Raw genomic sequence first — 19,373 nt, 5'->3', positions numbered from 1 at the left:
ACCTCGGATTGGTCCATGGGTCAGATCTCAGCCGCCCCCGCCGTGCGGCGACGCATCGTCTGGACGGCGGCCGCGCTCGTGGCCCTCGTTCTCGCGGTCCTGTTCAGCCTCGCCGTGGGCGCTCGCGCGATCGCCCCGTCAGCGGTCCTCGACGCGCTCGTGCACGGCGGCCACAGCGACGACGCCGAGGTCATCAGGGGCCTGCGGCTGCCGCGCACGCTGGTCGGCCTGATGGTGGGCGCCGCGCTCGCCCTCGCCGGGACCGTCCTCCAGGGCATCACCCGCAACCCCATCGCCGACCCCGGGATCCTCGGCATCAGCCAGGGCGCGTCCGTCGGCGTCGTCCTCGCGATCGCGTTCGCCGGCATCCACACGCTCACCGGCTACGTCTGGTTCGCGTTCGCGGGCGCCGCGCTCGCGTCCGTCGCCGTCTACGCCATCGCCTCCAGCGGGCGCGGCGGCGCGACGCCGGTGAAACTCGCGCTCGGGGGCGCCGCGATCAACGCGCTCCTGGTCTCCGTCACCACGGCCGTCCTCACCACGAAGGCGTCCGCCATGGACGAGTTCAGGTTCTGGCAGGTGGGCTCGCTGTCCGGCAGGGACGCGCACATCGTGGGCCAGATCTGGCCGTTCCTCGTCGTCGGCGTGCTCCTCGTGCTGTCCGTCGCGCGCGGGCTCGACGCGCTCGCGCTCGGCGAGGACGTCGCCAAGGGTCTCGGCCAGCGGGTCGCGACCGTACGGATCGTCGGCGGCCTCGGCGCGACGGTCCTCACCGGCGTCGGCGTCGCCGCCGCCGGACCGATCGCCTTCATCGGCCTGGCCGTCCCGCACATAGCCCGCGCCGTCGTGGGCAGCGACCACCGCTGGGTCCTGCCGATGGCGGCCCTCATCGGCCCCGTCATGCTCCTCGTCTCCGACACCGTGGGCCGCGTCGTCTTCCCGCCGAGCGAGGTCCCCGCGGGTGTGATGACCGCGCTGATCGGCGTCCCGTTCCTCGTCACCCTGGTCCGGCGCAAGGCGGTCCCCGCATGAGTACGACCACCGCGCCCCGGGTCCGCCCCGCCGGGTACTCCGTCGTCCGGGCGGGCGGCGCCGCGTTCCTCCTGCACCGCAGGGCCGCCGTCGCCGCCGCGTCCCTCGTGGTCCTCCTCGCGGCCGCCTGCCTCGCCTACCTCTGCGTCGGCGAGTCGTTCATCGCCCCCGGCGAAGTCCTCAGGGTCATCACCGGCCGGCCGTCGCCGGACGAACTCGTCGTCGGCACGCTGCGCGCCCCCCGCATGGTCGTCGGCCTCCTCGTCGGCGCCGCGTTCGGCGCCGCGGGCGCCCTCATCCAGACCGTCGCCCGCAACCCCCTCGCGTCCCCCGACATCATCGGCATCAGCCAGGGCGCGAGCGCGCTGACCGTCGGCGCGATGACGTTCGGCGTCACGTCGTACGCGGTCCTGCCCTACCTCTCCGTACTCGGCGGCCTCCTCGCGGCGCTCCTCGTGTACGCCTTCGCCTGGCGCGGCGGGCTCCACGCGACGCGCTTCGTCCTCATCGGCATCGGCTTCGCCATCGCGCTGCGGTCGGTGACGACGCTCTTCATGACGAAGGGCGACTACCTCGTCGCCCAGCAGGCACAGATCTGGATGACGGGCTCGCTCAACGGCCGCGGCTGGGCGGAGGCCGCCCCGCTCGGCTGGACCCTCCTCGTCCTCGTCCCGTTCGTCGCGTGGGCCGCGCGCGTCCAGCGCACCGTGGCCATGGACGACGACACGGCGACCGCGCTCGGCGTCCGCCTCGGCCGCGTACGCCTCGGCCTCGTCCTGCTCGGCGTCGTCCTCGCGTCCGTGGCGACCGGCGCCGCAGGGCCCGTCGACTTCGTCGCGCTCCTGGCCCCGCAGATCGCCCGCCGGGTGACCCGCACCGCCCAGATCCCGCTCCTGTGCTCGGCGCTCCTGGGCGCGTTCATCGTCGTCGTGGCCGACCTGCTGGCCCGGCGCCTGTTCTCCCCCACCGAACTCCCGGTGGGTGTCCTCACGGCCGCCGTCGGGGCGCCGTACCTGATCTGGCTCATCATCCGCAGCCGCACGGGAGGAAACCGGTGACCCGGCTCAGCACCAGCGCGCTCACCCTCGCCTACGAGGACCGCACCGTCGTCCACGACCTCGACCTCGCCGTCCCCGACGGCCGCGTCACCGTCATCGTCGGACCCAACGCCTGCGGCAAGTCGACCACGCTGCGCGCCCTCGGCCGGCTCCTCAAGCCGAAGAGCGGCTCCGTGCTCCTCGACGGTGAAGCGCTCACCAAGCTGCCCACCAAGAAGATCGCCCAGCAGATCGGGCTGCTGCCGCAGACGCCCGTGGCGCCCGAGGCGATCACCGTGGCCGACCTCGTGGCCCGCGGCCGCCAGCCCCACCAGCACTGGTGGCAGCAGTGGTCCGACGCCGACGAGCGCGCCGTCACCGAGGCCATGGAACGCACCGACGTCGCGGCTCTCGCCGACCGCTCCGTCGACGAGCTCTCCGGCGGCCAGCGCCAGCGCGTCTGGATCGCCATGGCGCTCGCCCAGGAGACCGAACTGCTGCTCCTCGACGAGCCGACGACGTATCTCGACATCGCCCACCAGGTCGAAGTCCTCGACCTCCTACGCCAGTTGAACCACGACAAGGACCGCACCGTCGTCCTCGTCCTGCACGACCTCAACCAGGCGGCGCGCTACGCCGACCACCTCGTCGCCATGAAGTCCGGCCGCATCGTCGCCGAGGGCCCGCCCGCCGAGGTCGTCACGGCGGACCTCGTACGGGAGGTGTTCGGCCTGGACTGCGTGGTCGTCCCCGACCCGGTGACCGGCTCCCCGCTGATCGTGCCCGGCGCGCCCTGGCAGGCCGACGCCCGGCCCGGCGAACGGTCCGTTGCCCGGCCCGCCGCCCCGTCCGACTCCCTCTCCCGGAAGGCAGCCTCATGACCCGCAGCGACCACCGCGCCCTCACCGCCGGAGCACTCGTCCTGACCGGCGCGCTGGCCCTGACCGCCTGCGGCTCGTCCGACGGGGACTCCGGCTCCGACGCGGCTGCCGCGGCATCCCCGAAGACACACACGGTCAGTACGGCGATGGGTGACGTGAAGGTGCCCGAACACCCCACGCGCGTCGTCGTCCTGGACACCGGCGAGCTCGACTCCGCGCTCACCCTCGGCGTGAAGCCCGTCGGGGCGACGCACGCGGCGACGGAGGCGGGCTTCCCGTCCTACCTGCCCGGAGACGAGGTGAAGGGCATCAAGGAGGTCGGCGAGATCGCCAACCCCAACATGGAGGCCGTCGCCGCCCTCAAGCCCGACCTCATCCTCACCAGCAAGGTCCGCGACGGCGCCCGCTACAAGCAGCTCAGCGCCATCGCCCCGACCGTGATGACGGAGTCCACCGGCACCGCCTGGAAGGAGAACTTCCAGGTCCACGCCGACGCGCTCGGCAGGAAGGCCGCGGCGAAGAAGGTCATCGCCGACTACGACGCGCACGTCGCGAAGGTGACCACCGCGATCGGCGGCAAGGAGAAGGCCGCCGCGACGGACATCAACTTCGTCCGCTTCGTCGAGGGCGCCGACATCCGCATTTACGGCAAGCAGAACTACATCGGCTCGATCCTCGCCGACCTCGGCGTCGGCCGCCCCGCCATCACCGACAAGGCCAAGGACGGATTCTCGTACGACGTGAGCCCCGAGAAGATCGACCTCGCGGACGCGGACGTCATCTTCACCTCGACCTACGGCGACCCGAGCAAGGCCAAGGCGACGGAGACGATGAAGAGCGGCCTGTGGAAGAACCTCAGGGCGTCCGAGGACGGCAAGGTCTTCAAGGTCGACGACAACCTGTGGATCGCGGGCATCGGCTACACCGCGGCGCACCAGATCCTCGACGAGTTCCAGAAGGACCTGACCGCCTGACAGCCTCTCTCTTCAAGGCCGTTGCCGCTGCGATCTCCACACCACGAAGAGCGCGGAGGCGACGGCCGCACCCCGCACCACCCATGGCCACGTCGTGCCGATCGCGTCGCTCATCCGCCCGTCCGCGATCGGCTCGCCCCACCGCCCGGTGTTGCGGCCCCACAGCCACACGAGCCCGGCCGTCACCGCGAGCCCCGGCAGCCACAGCACGGCCACCTTCGACTCGCCCTCGCTGAGGCGCCGCGACGCGTACGCGATGATCCATCCGAGGCCCAGCGCGAACCAGTTGCCCATGACCGCGCCGGCCACGAGGAGCGCGGCGGCGAGCAGCAGGAGCGGGTTCGGCCGGCCGGGCAGGGACCGGAGGCGGCGCCCCCGGGACGTCTTCTCCGTGCCCGTCTCCGGCTCGTCGTCCGGGAGTTCGGCCTCCGGCGCGGCCGTGGCCCTGCGTGCCTTGGGCAGGCGCGGGTCGTCCTTGCCCGGCGGCTTGAGTATCTCCGGAATCTCGACGCCGCCCACGAATCCCGGCACGGTGTCCGCAACGCCGAACGGGCTGCTGTCCACGCGCCACCAGTCCGGCTCCGAACCAGGCTCCCCCAGCTCGTCCGTCCCCGCCAGATGCGGCGGCGACGGCGCGTCCCGCACCTCTTCGTCCTCCTGCGGCTCCGCGCGCGGGCCCGGCACGATCCGCCGAAGGCCCTTCGGGCGGGGCTCCTTGGGCCGCTGCTCCTTCGACCTCTGCACGGGCACCGCCGCCCGCGGTGCCTCCGGCTCCGCCGGACCTCGGCCCCTGCCCGCGCCCGTCACCACCTCGTCCGGCGTGCCGAGGCGCTCCAGGATCCGGCGCACCGCAGCCGGGCTGTCCACCGTCGTTTTCGCGCGCCGCGTCTCGATCTCGTTGCGCAGCTCCGACACCAGGCGCATCCGCGTGCCGGAGGGCAGCTGACGCTGCTGAGCCAGGTCGCCGACCCGGCTCAGATAGTCGAAGACGAGCTGATCGCTCTCGATCCCCACGAAGTCCCCTCCGGGGTGGTGGTGTTGACGGTTCGTTCACCCGTTTTACGACGTTACCGTGCCCGGAGCGGCACCGGGGGCCTCTTCCGGGCCCAGCGGGGCCGCCGCCCGGCGGGCCGGTCAGGCGCTACCGTGGCCCGGATGAGCACTCACGAGCCGGACCGCGCCGCCGGGGACGGAAGCGGGGCGGGGAGTACGGCCCCCCGGTCTCTCGCCGAGGCGTTGCGCGCCCGCGACGACGCCTCCCTCGGCGCACTCCTGCGCGCCCGCCCCGATCTGCTCAACCCTGTTCCCGGCGACCTCACGCAGCTCGCCACCCGTGCGGGCACCCGCGCCTCCGTGATCCGTGCGCTCGAGCACCTGGACCGCTTCACGCTCCAGACCGCGGAGGCGCTGGCCGTCGCCCCGGACCCCGCCACGTACGGCACCCTCCTCGCTCTGCTCGCCGGGGACGAGGGGGACGACGCGGGCGTGGACGCCCGTACGGTCTCCGCCGCTCTGCCGCACGCCGTCGCCGCCCTGCGCGAACAGGCCCTGCTCTGGGGGCCCGACGACCGGCTCCGCCTCGTGCGCACCGCCCGTGAACTGCTCGCCCCCGCGCCTCAGCGGCCCTCCCCCACCGGCCTCGGCCCCACCGTCGCCGAGGCCACCTCGGGCATGTCCCCCGGCCGTGTCCAGGAGATCGTGACGGCCGCGGGCCTCGCCTCCACGCACGACCCGGTCTCCGCCGTCGCCTCGCTGACCGCGCTCTTCACCGACCGGCCGCGCATGTCGGCCCTCCTCGACGAGGCGCCCGCGGACGCCGTCGAGGTCCTCTCCCGGCTCGTCTGGGGCCCGCCCTACGGCCAGGTCACCGCCGAGCCCGCCGCCCATCTGCGCTGGCTCCTCGACCGCGGACTCCTCCTGCCGACCGCCCCGGGGACCGTCGTGCTGCCCCGCGAGGCCGCCCTCCACCTGCGCGGCGGACGCGCCCACCGCGCCCTGGAACCCGTACCCCCCGCCGTCGAACCCGCCGCCACCCACCGCCCCACCGTCGTGAACGCGACCGGCGCCGGGCAGGCCTACACCGCGCTCGCCACCGTCGAGGAGTTGCTCAAGGACTGGGACGAGGGCGGGCCCGCCGTTCTCCGCGCCGGCGGGCTCAGCGTGCGCGACCTCAAGCGCACCGCCGCCGCCCTCGACACCACCGAGCCCCTCGCCGCGTTCTGGGTCGAACTCGCCTACGCCGCCGGGCTCATCGCGTCCGACGGCGAGGCCGACGAGCAGTACGCCGCGACGCCCGCCTACGACAACTGGCTGGAGCAGCCCGCCGCCGACCGCTGGGCGCGGCTCGTCGCCGCCTGGCTCCCCGCCACCCGCACCTCCGGCCTGGTCGGCGGGCGCGACGGCGCCGTCGCCGTCTCCGCGGCCGGGCGCACCCTCTCCGTGCTCGGGCCGCACCTCGACCGCTCCGCCGCTCCGGAGGTCCGCCGCCGCGTGCTCGCGCTCCTCTCCGAGCTGCCCGAAGGCGCCTCCCCCGACCCCGAGACCCTCCTCGCCCGGCTCCGCTGGGAGCGGCCTCTGCGCGGCGCCGCCGCCTCCTCCGACGAGGCCGGTGACCCCGACGACCTGCGCGCCCGCATCGCCCGGTGGACCCTCACGGAGGCGGAGCTGCTCGGCTTCACGGGTCGGGGTGCCCTGTCCGAGCACGGGCGGGCACTTCTTGAGGGCGGTGTGACGACTGCTGCGGAGGCTGCCGCCGTCGCTCTGCTCGCTCCGCTGCTGCCCGAGCCGCTGGACCATGTCCTTCTTCAGGCCGACCTGACCGCGGTCGCCCCCGGGCCCCTGGAACGGCCCCTCGCCGAGGCGCTCTCCGTCCTCGCCGACGTGGAGTCCAAGGGCGGCGCGACCGTCTACCGGTTCACGCCCGGGTCCGTACGGCGCGCACTCGACTCCGGCCGCACCGCCTCCGACCTGCACGACTTCCTGAACACGCACTCCCGTACGCCCGTCCCGCAGCCCCTCGCGTACCTCATCGACGACGTGGCCCGTAAGCACGGGCATCTGCGCATCGGCGCCGCCTCCGCGTACGTGCGCTGCGACGACGACGTACTCCTGGGCGAGATCCTCGCCGACAAGCGCTCCGCCGCCCTGCGCCTGCGGCGGCTCGCGCCGACCGTCCTCGCCGCGCAGGCCGACCCCGCGGCGCTCCTGGAGGGCCTGCGGCAGATGGGGTTCGCGCCCGCCGCGGAGAGTCCCGAGGGCGATGTGCTGATCACCCGCGCCCACGCCCGCCGCACTCCGCCGCGCAGCGCCCCCGAGCCCGTCCCGGAGGGGCCGCCCGTCCCGGACGGCACGCTCCTGACCGCCGCCGTGCGCGCGATCCGCGCGGGCGACCTCGCCTCCACGACGCCGCGCAAGCACGCGCCGGGCGAGCAGAGCGGGGCGCTTCCCCGCACCAGCGCGGCGGACACGCTGGCCACGATGCAGGCGGCCGTGCTGACGGGTGAGGCCGTGTGGATCGGCTATGTGAACGCGGAGGGCTCCGCCAGCCAGCGCGTGATCGCCCCGATCCGGGTCGAGGGCGGGTTCGTCACCGCGTACGACCACACGGCGGACGAGGTGCGGACGTATCCGCTGCACCGGGTGACCGGGGTGGCCGAGCTGGAGGCCGAGGCCTGACGCCGGGGTCCGTGCCCCCACGTCCCGTCGGCGGCCGACCGTACGCGGTTCGTACGCGTCATGCGGCACACTGGACGTTTGGCCCCGCGCCTCGCGGAGCGCGGTGGAAGGGATACACGTGAACGGACCGCTCATCGTCCAGAGTGACAAGACGCTGCTCCTGGAGGTCGACCACGACCAGGCCGACGCCTGCCGTCGTGCCATCGCGCCCTTCGCCGAGCTGGAGCGCGCCCCGGAGCACATCCACACCTACCGGCTGACGCCTCTCGGGCTGTGGAACGCGCGGGCCGCCGGCCACGACGCCGAGCAGGTCGTGGACGCCCTCGTCGAGTACAGCCGCTACCCCGTCCCGCACGCGCTCCTGGTCGACATCGCCGAGACCATGGACCGGTACGGGCGTCTCACGCTGTCCAAGCACCCGGCGCACGGCCTCGTCCTGACCACCACGGACCGGCCGGTACTCGAGGAGATCCTCCGTTCCAAGCGCGTGGCCCCGCTGGTCGGCGCCCGCATCGACGCCGACACCGTCGCCGTGCACCCCTCGGAGCGCGGCCAGATCAAGCAGACGCTCCTCAAGCTGGGGTGGCCCGCCGAGGACCTCGCCGGTTACGTGGACGGCGAGGCGCACCAGATCGATCTCGCGGAGGACGGCTGGGCGCTGCGCCCGTACCAGAAGCAGGCCGTCGAGGGCTTCTGGCACGGCGGGTCCGGCGTGGTCGTGCTGCCCTGTGGCGCCGGTAAGACGCTGGTGGGCGCCGGCGCGATGGCCGAGGCCAAGGCGACGACGCTCATCCTCGTCACCAACACGGTCTCCGCCCGGCAGTGGAAGCACGAGCTGGTCAAGCGGACGAGCCTGACCGAGGACGAGATCGGCGAGTACAGCGGGACGAAGAAGGAGATCCGGCCCGTCACCATCGCCACGTATCAGGTGCTGACCACGAAGCGGAAGGGCATCTATCCGCATCTGGAGCTCTTCGACTCCCGCGACTGGGGGCTCGTGATCTATGACGAGGTGCATCTGCTGCCCGCGCCCGTCTTCAAGTTCACCGCCGACCTCCAGGCCCGGCGGCGCCTCGGCCTCACCGCGACGCTGGTGCGTGAGGACGGGCGCGAGTCGGACGTCTTCTCGCTGATCGGCCCCAAGCGCTTCGACGCTCCGTGGAAGGAGATCGAGGCCCAGGGCTACATCGCGCCCGCCGACTGTGTCGAGGTGCGCGTCAATCTGACCGACAGCGAGCGGCTCGCCTACGCGACCGCGGAGGCCGAGGAGAAGTACCGCTTCTGCGCCACCACCGCGACCAAGCGGAAGGTGACGGAGGCCCTCGTGCGCAAGCACCAGGGTGAGCAGACCCTCGTCATCGGGCAGTACATCGACCAGCTCGACGAGCTGGGCGAACATCTGGACGCCCCCGTCATCAAGGGCGAGACCAGCAACGCCCAGCGCGAGAAGCTGTTCGACGCGTTCCGCAACGGCGAGATCTCCGTTCTCGTCGTGTCCAAGGTCGCCAACTTCTCGATCGACCTGCCCGAGGCCACGGTCGCGATCCAGGTGTCCGGCACCTTCGGGTCCCGGCAGGAGGAGGCCCAGCGCCTCGGCCGGGTCCTGCGCCCGAAGGCCGACGGGCACGAGGCCCGCTTCTACTCCGTCGTCGCCCGCGACACCATCGACCAGGACTTCGCGGCCCACCGCCAGCGCTTCCTCGCCGAGCAGGGCTACGCGTACCGGATCGTCGACGCGGACGAACTCCTCGCGGGCGAGCAGGGCAGCTGACCAGCAGCAAGCAGGGCCCGTCCACCGTGTGTGGACGGGCCCTGTTGCTTATTCCTACGACTGCGGCCTGAAGTTCCTCAGGCGCAGGCTGTTGCCCACGACGAACACCGACGAGAACGCCATCGCCGCGCCCGCGATCATCGGGTTCAGAAGGCCCGCCGCGGCCAGCGGCAGCGCGCCGACGTTGTAGGCGAACGCCCAGAACAGGTTGGTGCGGATCGTCCCCAGCGTCCGCCGGGACAGGCGGATCGCGTCGGCCGCCGCCCTCAGGTCGCCCCGGACCAGCGTCAGGTCGCCGGCCTCGATCGCCGCGTCCGTGCCCGTGCCCATCGCGAGCCCCAGGTCGGCCTGCGCCAGGGCCGCCGCGTCGTTGACGCCGTCGCCGACCATGGCCACGGAACGCCCTTCGCCCTGAAGCCTCTTCACCACGTCGACCTTGTCCTGCGGCATGACCTCCGCGATCACCTCGTCGATGCCGACCTCGGCGGCCACCGAACGCGCCACGGCTTCGTTGTCGCCGGTGAGGAGGATGGGTGTCAGGCCGAGGCCCCGCAGTCGCCGTACCGCTTCCGCGCTGGTCTCCTTCACCGCGTCCGCGACTTCGAGGACCGCCCTGGCCTCTCCGTCCCAGGCCACCGCGACGGCCGTGCGCCCCGCCGCCTCGGCCTCCGCCTTGGCGCGCTCCAGCTCCACCGGCAGCCGGATCTCCCACTCGGCGAGGAGCTTTTCGCGGCCGACGAGTACGGCGTGGCCGTCCACGATGCCCTGCACGCCGAGCCCGGGAAGGTTCGCGAAGTCCTCGACGGCGCCGAGCTCGCCCACCTTCTCGCGGGCCCCGTCCGCGATGGCCTGCGCGATCGGGTGCTCCGAGGAGTGCTCCAACGCCCCCGCGACACGCAGGACTTCACCCGTGTCCGTGCCGTCCGCCACGTGTATGGCGAGCAGTGTCATCCGGCCGGTCGTGACCGTTCCGGTCTTGTCCAGGACGATCGTGTCGACCGCACGCGTGGTCTCCAGGACCTCCGGGCCCTTGATGAGGATGCCGAGCTGCGCGCCGCGCCCCGTGCCGACCATCAGCGCCGTCGGTGTGGCGAGGCCCAGGGCGCAGGGGCAGGCGATGATGAGGACGGCGACGGCCGCGGTGAAGGCGGCCGTGATGCCGGCACCGTTGCCGAGCCAGAACCCGAGCGTGGCCAGCGCGAGCCCGATGACGACCGGCACGAACACGGCGGAGATCCGGTCGGCGAGGCGCTGCGCGGCGGCCTTGCCGTTCTGCGCGTCCTCCACGAGGCGTGCCATACGGGCGAGTTGGGTGTCCGCGCCGACTCGGGTGGCCTCGACGACGAGGCGTCCGCCGACGTTCAGCGTCGCGCCGGTGACGGCGTCCCCGACTGCGACCTCCACCGGCACGGACTCGCCGGTCAGCATCGAGGCGTCGACGGCGGAAGCGCCCTCGACCACTGCGCCGTCGGTGGCGATCTTCTCGCCGGGCCGTACGAGGAACCGGTCGCCGGCCTTCAACCCGGCTACGGGGACGGTCTCTTCACGTCCTCCCTCGCGCACGAGCGTGACGTTCTTGGCCCCGAGTTCGAGCAGCGCCTTGAGCGCCGCGCCGGCCTTCCGCTTGGACCTGGCCTCGAAGTAGCGCCCGGCGAGGATGAAGGCGGTGACTCCGGCGGCGGCCTCCAGGTAGATGTTCCCGGCGCCGTCACTGCGGGCGATGGTCAGCTCGAAGGCGTGCGTCATGCCGGGCATGCCGGCGGTTCCGAAGAAGAGCGCCCACACCGACCAGAGGAACGCGGCCGACGTCCCGACGGAGATGAGCGTGTCCATCGTCGCGGCGCCGTGCCGCGCGTTCGTGAAGGCGGCCTTGTGGAAGGGCCAGGCCGCGTACGTCACGACGGGTGCCGTCAGCGTGAGGGACAGCCACTGCCAGTACTCGAACTGGAGGGCGGGGATCATCGCCATCGCCACGACGGGCACGGCCAGCACCACGGCGGTGACCAGTCGCTGCCGGAGCGGCGCGAGTGAGTCGGCCGACGCCTGCGATTCCGCCTCCTCGGCCTTCTCCTCGTCGGTCGCGGACGGCTCCTGGGCCGTGTAGCCGGTGGCCTCGACCGTCGCGATCAGGTCGGCCACCGCCACCCCGTCGGCGAAGGTGACCTTCGCCTTCTCCGTCGCGTAGTTGACGGTCGCCGCCACGCCGTCCATCCGGTTCAGCTTCTTCTCGATCCGGGCGGCGCACGAGGCGCAGGTCATGCCGCCGATGGCGAGTTCCACCTCTGCCGCCTGGGCGGCGGAGGGCGCGGTGGCGACTGGGTGCGCCGACATGAGGCCTCCTCGGTTGCGGTCTGGCTCCGGTACCCGGGGTGGGTATCGCTTACGAGATCCAATCTATACCCATGGGGGGTATCTGGCGCAAGCGTTCCCGCCGCTTGACTTCATACCCCCCAGGGGTATGGTCGAGCTATCCGTCACCGGACACCGACACCGTCCGCACATCAGGAGCCGACATGAAGACCGGACTGAAGATCACCGCCTTCGCAGCCGCCGTCGCCGCGACCTTCGGCACCGCGTACGGGGTGGGCAAGGGCGTCGACCCCATAGCCGCGGGCGAACAGAAGACGGCAGGGCATGCGGAGGGAGGACATGCGGAGGGAGGACGTACGGAGGAGATGCAGGACGGGCACGCCGGCCACGGCGCATCGGACACCGCGGCCGCCGCCGTCCCCGGCGGGCTGCAGATCTCCGAGCGCGGTTACACGCTCGACCTGCGGACCCGGCGCATCGCCGCCGCCGGAGAGCGCACCGAGCTGAGTTTCGCGATCACGAAGGACGACACGGGCCGCAAGGTCACCGCGTACCGGACGGAGCACGGCAAGCAGCTGCACCTGATCGTGGCCTCGCGGGACCTCACGGTCTACCGCCATCTGCACCCGGCCCGCGCGGCGGACGGCACCTGGAAGACGCCGGTCGAGCTGCCGAAGGCGGGCGGTTACCGGGTCTTCGCCGACTTCGCCCCGCGGGCGGAGAAGGAGGGCCTCACCCTGGGGGCGGACCTGTCGGTCGCCGGAAAGTACGCACCCCGAGACCTCCCGGCAGCCTCGCGCACCGCCGACGCCGGCGACGGCTACAAGGTGCGGCTGGGCGGGGACCTCGGCGCGGGCTCGGCGAGCGAGCTGACCCTGACCGTCGCGAAGAACGGCAGGCCGGTCACCGACCTCCAGCCCTATCTCGGCTCGTACGGACATCTGGTCGCCCTGCGCTCCGGCGACCTCGCGTATCTCCACGTCCACCCGAACAAGGGCGGGCCGGGGCCGGAGGTCTCGTTCACGGCGACGGCGCCCAGCAATGGGACGTACCGCCTCTTCCTGGACTTCAAGCACAACGGCACCGTGCGCACGGCGGAATTCACGGTGCACGCCGGGCAGAGCGCGGGTGATCATTCGGAGGGGCACGGCCACTGATCGTCTGTCGGCGCGGGCCGTCTGCGCGTAGTCTGGCCTATTGGACTAGACCTCTAGGACCTGTTGTGACGACAGGCCCTGGAGCCCGGCCGCCACCGTATCCGCACCCGCCTTCGCAACCGACAAAGGGGTCCCATGAGCAAGCGTGCAGTCCTGGAGGTGATCGCGCTCGACGCCGAGGACGCCGTCGCGGCCCAGGTGGGCGGCGCCGACCGCCTGGAGCTGGTCACCGACATGGCGGCGGACGGGCTCACCCCGTCGCGCGAGACGTTCGGCCGGATCCGCGCGGCCGTCGGCATCTCGCTGCGGGTCATGATCCGGCTCGCGGACGGATTCGCCGCGGGCGACCTGGACGCGCTGGCCGAGACCGCGCGCGGGCTGCGCGCGGAGGGGGCCGACGAGTTCGTGCTCGGCTTCCTCGACCCGGCGGGCGGCCCCGACCTCGCGGCGGTCGAACGGATCACGGCTGAGCTGGACGGCTGCCGCTGGACGTTCCACCGCGCGATCGACCGGACCGCGGACCGCGCCGGCCTGCGCAAGCAGCTCGCGCACGCGCCGGGCCTCGACACTTACCTGACGGCCGGCTCACCGGACGGCGTGGACGCCGGGCTCGACGTCCTGGCGGCGGAGGCGGCCCGCTCGGGCGAACCTGGTTACGAGCAGCAGATCCTGGTCGGCGGCGGCCTCCGCCTCGACCACCTGCCGCGCCTGAAGGCGGCGGGCCTCGACGCCTTCCACATCGGCGGCGCGGCCCGCCCCCGGGGCTGGACGGCCCCGGTGTCGACGGAGGCGGTCCGCTCGTGGCGCGAGGCGGTCGACACCCCCTAGGCGGCCGTCACACCGCCAGCTGCTCCGGCAGCTCCGCGGCGTGGACCACGACCAGACCGGAGACGGCCCGGGTCAGCGCCACGTACAAACGCCGCAGTCCGGTCCGCTCGTCGGGTTCGCCGTCGACGACTGCGGCGGGCTCGTCGAGGACCACGTAGTCGTATTCGAGGCCCTTCGCGAGCGAGGCCGGTACGAGGGTGAGACGGGTCTGCGCGGTGGTCTCCTCGCCGGGGCCCAGGTAGGTGATCCCGGCGTCCGCGAGGGCTGCGGCCAGGGCGGGGAGGCGGGCGTCGGCGGCGATGAGACCCACGGACCCCTCCCGCTCCAGCGCCTCGGTACACGCGGCGACCACGTCGTCGGTCCCGCGCGCGGCCTCCCGGACCTCGAAGGCGCCGGGGTTCTCACGGACGGACGAGACGGGCGCGAGTCCGGGCGCGATGTGGGGCAGCAGCCGGGACGCGTACGCGATGACGTCGCGCGGCACGCGGAATCCGACGGTCAGCTCCTCGACCACGGCATCCTCCTTGCCCAGATGCCGCAGCGCCTCGGCCCAGCTGCGCGTGGCCCAGGGCGTCGTGCCCTGCGCGAGGTCGCCGAGGACGGTGGCGGACCCGGTGGTGCAGCGCCGCCCGACGGCCCGGTACTGCATCGGCGAGAGGTCCTGCGCCTCGTCGAGCACCACATGCCCGAGGGAGTGCGTACGGGCGACGAGATCGGTGACCTCGTCGATCAGCACGGCGTCGGCGGAGGACCACTTGGCGGCCCGCACACTGCGCGCCGGCCGCTCCCAGAGCACGCACTTCTGCTCGTCCTCGCTGAGGACACCCTCCGCGTGCTCGGCGAGGAACTCGGCGTCGGACAGCAGCCGCAGCACGAGCTTCGCGGGATCGACGGCGGGCCAGAGGACCTTCACGGCGGCCTTGACGGCCGCGTTCCTGGCCACGGCGTCCTGCACACGGTCGTCGGGCGCCTCTCCCGACCGCTCCATCTGTACGAGGACGGCGTGGGCGATGCGCTGCGGAAGTGCGTCGCGGGCGGCGCCGTAACGCATGTCGCGCGCCATCAACTCCCGCACGATCGCCTCCAGTTCGTACGCGGGCACCCGCCACCGCCGGGACCCGCGCACGACCACGAGCGGCTCCACGGGCAGCGTGATGTGCGACCGCACGGCCCGCCGCAGGACCTCGGCCATCCGCGCGTCGCCCTTGACCACGGCGGTGTCCGCGCCGTCGGCGCCCCGCACCTCCACATGGGCGACTAGGTCGTCGACGGTGGCCTGCTTGACCTCCAGCTCACCCAGCGCGGGCAGCACTTGCTCGATGTAGTGGAGGAAGGACCGGTTCGGCCCGATGACCAGGGTCCCGGTGCGGGCGAGCCGCTCGCGGTGGGCGTACAGCAGATAGGCGACGCGGTGGAGGCCGACGGCGGTCTTTCCGGTACCGGGCCCTCCCTGGACGCACACGGACCCCGAGAGCCCGCTCCGCACGATCTCGTCCTGCTCGGGCTGGATGGTGGCAACGATGTCGCGCATGGGCCCGACGCGGGGGCGCTCGATCTCGGCCTGGAGCAGCGCGCTCACGACCTCGGCCTCGGCGGGATCGGACAGCCGCTCGTCCTCGTACGCGGTGAGGTCCCCGCCCGTGTACCCGAACCGCCGGCGCAGCCCGACGTCCATCGGGTCCTTCTTCGAGGCGCGGTAGAAGGGCTGCGAGACGGGGGCGCGCCAGTCGATGACCATCGGATCGCCGGCCGCGTCATGAACATGCCGCCGCCCGATGTAGAACCGCTCCCCGCCGGCCCCTTCCGCCTGGTCGGCGCCGGGGGCGTGCAGGTAGTCGAGCCGCCCGAAGAACAAGGGGGTGTGCGACAGATCGGCCAGGGCCTTGATCCGGTCGTCGATCTGGCGCTGCAGAACGGCGGCGTTCACCCAGTTCGCGGTGACGTCGGCGATGTTGAGGGATTCCACGTCCTCGCGCATGGCGCGCAGGGCGGAACGGGACGACGTGAGGTGGGCGCGCTCGCGGGAGAGCGGGTCGTCGAGGGACACGGGCGATGCCTCCGGGCTCCGGGGGGTTCGGTTACACACGGCAGCCGGCCGGTTTCCGTCCGGGCGGCGGCGCTCCACGGAGGGAGGCGGGCAAGGCGGACCACCTTACTCCCGCCCCAACACGCGACCAACACATTTATTTCCCGTTTTCCGGGGAGCCGTGAGGGCCCTGGGGGACGGAGTCACCCCCAGGACGCACGCCCGCCGCCGCAACCTACACCTCCGGACCGATGTGCACGGAATGCCCGTATTCCACCATGGGGGCATGACGACCATGACGTTCACTCACGGTGCCACCGCAGTCACGGAGACCCACCACCCCCACCTCCTCGGAAACGCCCTGCGAGCGGCCAAGGTCATCGTGACCTCGGCGCTCGGCGTGATCCTTCTGGGCGAGTACGACGAGGAGGCCGGCGTACAGAAACGATCAGGACCGTACGGGCCACCCCCGGACCGGTGAGTGCCGACGGGGCCCGCCGACGAGGTTCACCGGCAGGGTCTAGGGTCGCCGCATGCGGGACGACCTGAGGAAGGCCTGGGCTGAGACACTCGCCACGGCCCAGCACGCGACAGCCACACCCACCACCCCGGACGCCTACGCGGACAACCTCCTGGCCCGCTGGTCGGAGCCACAGCGCCGCTACCACACGACGACGCACCTCAAGGCGGTCCTGGACCACATCGACGTACTGGAGGACCACGCCGACGACCCGGCCCTGGTCCGCCTCGCGGCCTGGTTCCACGACGCGGTGTACCTCCCCGAGCGCTCGACGAACGAGGAGCGCTCCGCGCGCCTGGCCGAACGGGCCCTGTCGGAAGCGGGCCTGACGGATCAGCAGATCGACGAGGTGAGCCGCCTGGTCCTGCTCACGGTGACGCACGACCCGGACGAGGACGACCACAACGGCGAGGTCCTGTGCGACGCGGACCTGGCGATCCTGGCGGCGGCCCCGGACGCGTACGCGGCCTACGCGGCGGCGGTCCGGGAGGAGTACGGCTTCGTACCGGACGAACCGTTCCGCGAGGGCCGCGCAGCTGTCCTGCAGCAACTCCTCGCCCTGCCCCGCCTGTTCCGCACCCCGTACGGCGCTGCGCACTGGGAGGAGCGGGCCCGCGAGAACCTCACGGCGGAGCTTGACCTGCTGACTCCCCAAACCGGTTGATCCGCGCGAGCGGCTGCCGCATCCTCGCCCCATGACACTCCTCACCATCGCGGCCGCCCGCGTACGCCTGCACGAGCTGTCCCTGGAGTCGGCCAGGGACCTGAACGCGGACAGCGGGTCGGGCGGCTTCACCTGGCTGGACGGGGACGCACCGGACGGCACCCGGACCGGCTCCGGGATCACGGTGAAGGCCCACGCGGCGGGCACGTACCGCGAGGGCTGGGGAACGTACGCGATCGTGCGGACCGAGGACGGACGCGCGGTCGGCGGGATCGGCTTCCACAGCGCTCCGGACGAGGAGGGCCGCGTCGAGATCGGCTACGACGTGACGGAGGGGGCGCGCGGCCGGGGCTACGCGACGGAGGCGGTGCGGGCGATAGCGGCATGGGCGCTGTCGCAGCCGGCCGTCACCGCGGTGACGGCGAACACGGACCTGGACAACGGCCCGTCCCAACGGGTACTGGAGCGGGCCGGTTTCGTACGGATTCCGACGACAGAGGACCTCTGCGCATACGAACTGTTGGGAATTTAAGCAACGCCGCGTCGCGTTGTGTCACGTCATGCCTGACTCTGCTCGGAAAGCTCCCGAAGACCCCGCCGAAGACCCCGCGGACGCCGCCGCGACTGCCCCTGTGGACGCCCCCACCCGCATGCCGCTGGCCGTCTACATCCTGGGCCTGGCGGTGTTCGCGCTGGGCACGTCCGAGTTCATGCTGTCGGGCATCCTGCCCGCGATCGCCGACGACATGGACGTCACGATCCCGCAGGCGGGCCTGCTGATATCGGCCTTCGCGCTCGGCATGGTGGTGGGCGCGCCGCTGCTCGCCGTGGCGACGCTGCGCCTGCCGCGCCGCACCGCGCTCATCGCGCTGATCTCGGTGTTCGGCCTGGGCCAGGTCGCGGGCGCGCTGGCGCCGACGTACGCGGTCCTGTTCGCGTCGCGGGTCGTGAGCGCGCTGGCCTGCGCGGGGTTCTGGGCCGTGGGCGCGGCGGTGGCCATCGGCCTGGTGCCGGTGACGCAGCGGGCGAGGGCCATGGCGGTGATGATCGGCGGTCTGTCGATCGCGAACGTGCTGGGCGTCCCGGCGGGCGCGTTCCTCGGTGACGGTCTGGGCTGGCGGGCGGCGTTCTGGGCGGTGGGCGCGGCCTCGGCGATCGCGCTGGTGGGGGTGGTGACGCTGATCCCGCGGATCCCGCTCCCGGCGCAGAGGCCGCAGCTGCGGCGCGAGCTGGCGATCTACCGGGACCGCCAGGTCTGGCTCTCGATCACGGTGACGGCGCTGGCGGCGGGCGGCGTGTTCTGCGCGTTCAGCTATCTGTCACCGCTGCTCACGGATGTGGCGGGCCTGGACGAGGGCTGGGTCCCGACGGTCCTCGCGCTCTTCGGCGTCGGCGCGCTGGTGGGTACGACGGTCGGTGGCCGGGTCGCGGACGCCCACCTCTTCGGGGTGCTGCTGAGCGGGATCGCGGCGTCCACGGTGTTCCTGGTGGCGCTGGCGCTGCTCGGCGGGTTCGCGGTGGCGGCGGTGGCGCTGTCGTTCCTGATGGGCTTCTCGGCGTTCTATACGGCGCCGGCGCTGAACGCCCGCATGTTCAACGTGGCGGGCGCGGCCCCCACGCTCGCGGGGGCGACGACGACGGCGGCGTTCAACCTGGGCAACACGGGCGGGCCGTGGCTCGGCGGCACGGTGATCGACGCGGGGCTCGGCTACCCGGCGACGGCGTGGGCGGGCGCCGCGATGACGGTGACGGCGATCGGCGCGACGGCGGTGTCACTGCGCATGCACCGGTCGACCACGAAGGTGATCGCCACATCCTCCAGGGCGGGCCTCAACTCCCCACCGCAGGACGCCCCTTCGGCCTCCGCAGCCCCGCCTCGGTGAGCCTGCGCACCAGCTCCTTCGAGCCGATCTGCACGGCCCCGGCCCGCACCGCGTCCTCGTAGCGGTGCGACGGCAGGTCGTAGTGGTCGCGCTCGAAGGCGCGGGGCGGGACGCCGAGCAGCTCGGCGAAGAGATGGAGCTCGCCGAAGGAGACGTCGCTGACCAGGTGGGACCACATGCGCCCGTGCCCGGGCCAGGTCGGCGGATCGATGTAGACGGTCATCGCGCGACGGTGCCGAGGGACCCCACGGGCGCCACGACCACGCCCGCCTCGCTGCACACCCAGTGCGGGTCGGGGCCCAACTCCGGTTCCACATCGAGGGCGTGGGGTTCGCCGGAGCCGCACACCGGGCACAGGGGCCAGCGGCCGGAGCGTTCGAGGAGTCCGTCCTGGACGTCCTGCGCGACGAGCCCGGCGACGTATTCGATCCCTTCCGGCCACTGCTCGACCCACCAGCGGCGGTGCACTATCGAGTCCTCGACGAGGGACACGACGTCGGCGTGGGCGATCTCGCCGGAGCCGAGGTCGGCGAGTACGAGGGCGCGGGCCGCGTGCAGCGCCTGTTCGAGGGGGCTGATCTCCATGTAGCCATTGTGCTCCCTCGGCGTACGCGC

At 72.8% G+C, this 19,373-nt stretch carries 17 protein-coding genes; 12 read left to right on the top strand and 5 right to left on the bottom strand.

Annotated elements, in window-relative coordinates:
- Positions 1-15 precede the first annotated feature (15 nt).
- Genes CG723_RS25210 through CG723_RS25195 form a run of 4 tightly spaced genes read left to right on the top strand, consistent with a single transcriptional unit; the run spans position 16 to position 3,924 of the window.
- Complete coding sequence (locus CG723_RS25210) at positions 16-1,032, top strand: FecCD family ABC transporter permease (RefSeq protein ID WP_100595739.1); 1,017 nt, start codon at positions 16-18, stop codon at positions 1,030-1,032.
- Entirely contained in the window at positions 1,029-2,090 is a 1,062-nt protein-coding gene (locus CG723_RS25205; RefSeq protein ID WP_100595738.1) for a FecCD family ABC transporter permease, read from the top strand. Before CG723_RS25210 ends, CG723_RS25205 begins: the two co-directional genes overlap by 4 nt.
- Positions 2,087-2,950, top strand: coding sequence for an ABC transporter ATP-binding protein (locus CG723_RS25200; protein ID WP_100595737.1), 864 nt, complete (start codon positions 2,087-2,089; stop codon positions 2,948-2,950). Before CG723_RS25205 ends, CG723_RS25200 begins: the two co-directional genes overlap by 4 nt.
- A complete protein-coding gene (locus CG723_RS25195; RefSeq protein ID WP_100595736.1) occupies positions 2,947-3,924 on the top strand; it encodes an ABC transporter substrate-binding protein in 978 nt (325 codons plus the stop codon). Before CG723_RS25200 ends, CG723_RS25195 begins: the two co-directional genes overlap by 4 nt.
- Before the next feature lie 12 nt (positions 3,925-3,936).
- Here CG723_RS25195 and CG723_RS25190 read toward each other — a convergent pair whose 3' ends face one another.
- Entirely contained in the window at positions 3,937-4,938 is a 1,002-nt protein-coding gene (locus CG723_RS25190) for a hypothetical protein (RefSeq protein WP_100595735.1), read from the bottom strand.
- Between the two features lie 141 nt (positions 4,939-5,079).
- Between CG723_RS25190 and CG723_RS25185 the strand changes: the two genes are divergently transcribed.
- Together CG723_RS25185 and CG723_RS25180 are read left to right on the top strand one after the other, a co-directional pair.
- Entirely contained in the window at positions 5,080-7,599 is a 2,520-nt protein-coding gene (locus CG723_RS25185) for a helicase C-terminal domain-containing protein (protein WP_100595734.1), read from the top strand.
- A 118-nt stretch (positions 7,600-7,717) separates the two neighbouring features.
- A complete protein-coding gene (locus CG723_RS25180; RefSeq protein WP_100595733.1) occupies positions 7,718-9,370 on the top strand; it encodes a DNA repair helicase XPB in 1,653 nt (550 codons plus the stop codon).
- Positions 9,371-9,424: 54 nt separating this feature from the next.
- On the opposite strand, the gene CG723_RS25175 is transcribed toward CG723_RS25180, so the two are convergent.
- The gene (locus CG723_RS25175) at positions 9,425-11,701 is read right to left on the bottom strand and encodes a heavy metal translocating P-type ATPase (RefSeq protein WP_100595732.1); all 2,277 of its coding nucleotides are present in this window, start codon (positions 11,699-11,701) and stop codon (positions 9,425-9,427) included.
- Positions 11,702-11,883: 182 nt separating this feature from the next.
- Here CG723_RS25175 and CG723_RS25170 point away from each other — a divergent pair, with 182 nt between their 5' ends.
- Positions 11,884-12,837 (top strand): hypothetical protein, encoded by a 954-nt coding sequence (locus CG723_RS25170; protein WP_100595731.1) that lies wholly within the window; start codon positions 11,884-11,886, stop codon positions 12,835-12,837.
- Positions 12,838-12,972: 135 nt separating this feature from the next.
- Positions 12,973-13,665 (top strand): copper homeostasis protein CutC, encoded by a 693-nt coding sequence (locus tag CG723_RS25165; RefSeq protein WP_100595730.1) that lies wholly within the window; start codon positions 12,973-12,975, stop codon positions 13,663-13,665.
- A gap of 7 nt (positions 13,666-13,672) precedes the next feature.
- On the opposite strand, the gene CG723_RS25160 is transcribed toward CG723_RS25165, so the two are convergent.
- Positions 13,673-15,712, bottom strand: coding sequence for a HelD family protein (locus tag CG723_RS25160; RefSeq protein WP_324904398.1), 2,040 nt, complete (start codon positions 15,710-15,712; stop codon positions 13,673-13,675).
- A 265-nt stretch (positions 15,713-15,977) separates the two neighbouring features.
- Between CG723_RS25160 and CG723_RS25155 the strand changes: the two genes are divergently transcribed.
- From CG723_RS25155 to CG723_RS25140, 4 genes are all read left to right on the top strand, one after another.
- Complete coding sequence (locus CG723_RS25155) at positions 15,978-16,172, top strand: hypothetical protein (protein WP_100595729.1); 195 nt, start codon at positions 15,978-15,980, stop codon at positions 16,170-16,172.
- A 52-nt stretch (positions 16,173-16,224) separates the two neighbouring features.
- Positions 16,225-16,875 (top strand): HD domain-containing protein, encoded by a 651-nt coding sequence (locus CG723_RS25150; RefSeq protein ID WP_100595728.1) that lies wholly within the window; start codon positions 16,225-16,227, stop codon positions 16,873-16,875.
- Positions 16,876-16,906: 31 nt separating this feature from the next.
- Complete coding sequence (locus CG723_RS25145; protein ID WP_100595727.1) at positions 16,907-17,407, top strand: GNAT family N-acetyltransferase; 501 nt, start codon at positions 16,907-16,909, stop codon at positions 17,405-17,407.
- Between the two features lie 118 nt (positions 17,408-17,525).
- Entirely contained in the window at positions 17,526-18,758 is a 1,233-nt protein-coding gene (locus CG723_RS25140) for a Cmx/CmrA family chloramphenicol efflux MFS transporter (protein ID WP_100595726.1), read from the top strand.
- Here CG723_RS25140 and CG723_RS25135 read toward each other — a convergent pair.
- Both CG723_RS25135 and CG723_RS25130 read right to left on the bottom strand, forming a co-directional pair.
- The gene (locus tag CG723_RS25135) at positions 18,706-18,981 is read right to left on the bottom strand and encodes a DUF4031 domain-containing protein (protein WP_100595725.1); all 276 of its coding nucleotides are present in this window, start codon (positions 18,979-18,981) and stop codon (positions 18,706-18,708) included. The two genes, CG723_RS25140 and CG723_RS25135, sit on opposite strands and share 53 nt — an antisense overlap.
- Entirely contained in the window at positions 18,978-19,343 is a 366-nt protein-coding gene (locus CG723_RS25130) for a hypothetical protein (protein WP_100595724.1), read from the bottom strand. The genes CG723_RS25135 and CG723_RS25130 overlap by 4 nt, the downstream gene beginning before the upstream one ends.
- Between the last annotated feature and the right edge of the window lie 30 nt (positions 19,344-19,373).

This window comes from Streptomyces sp. CB01635 (assembly GCF_002803065.1).
Lineage (GTDB): Bacteria > Actinomycetota > Actinomycetes > Streptomycetales > Streptomycetaceae > Streptomyces.
This window is presented reverse-complemented; position numbering and strand designations above follow the sequence as displayed.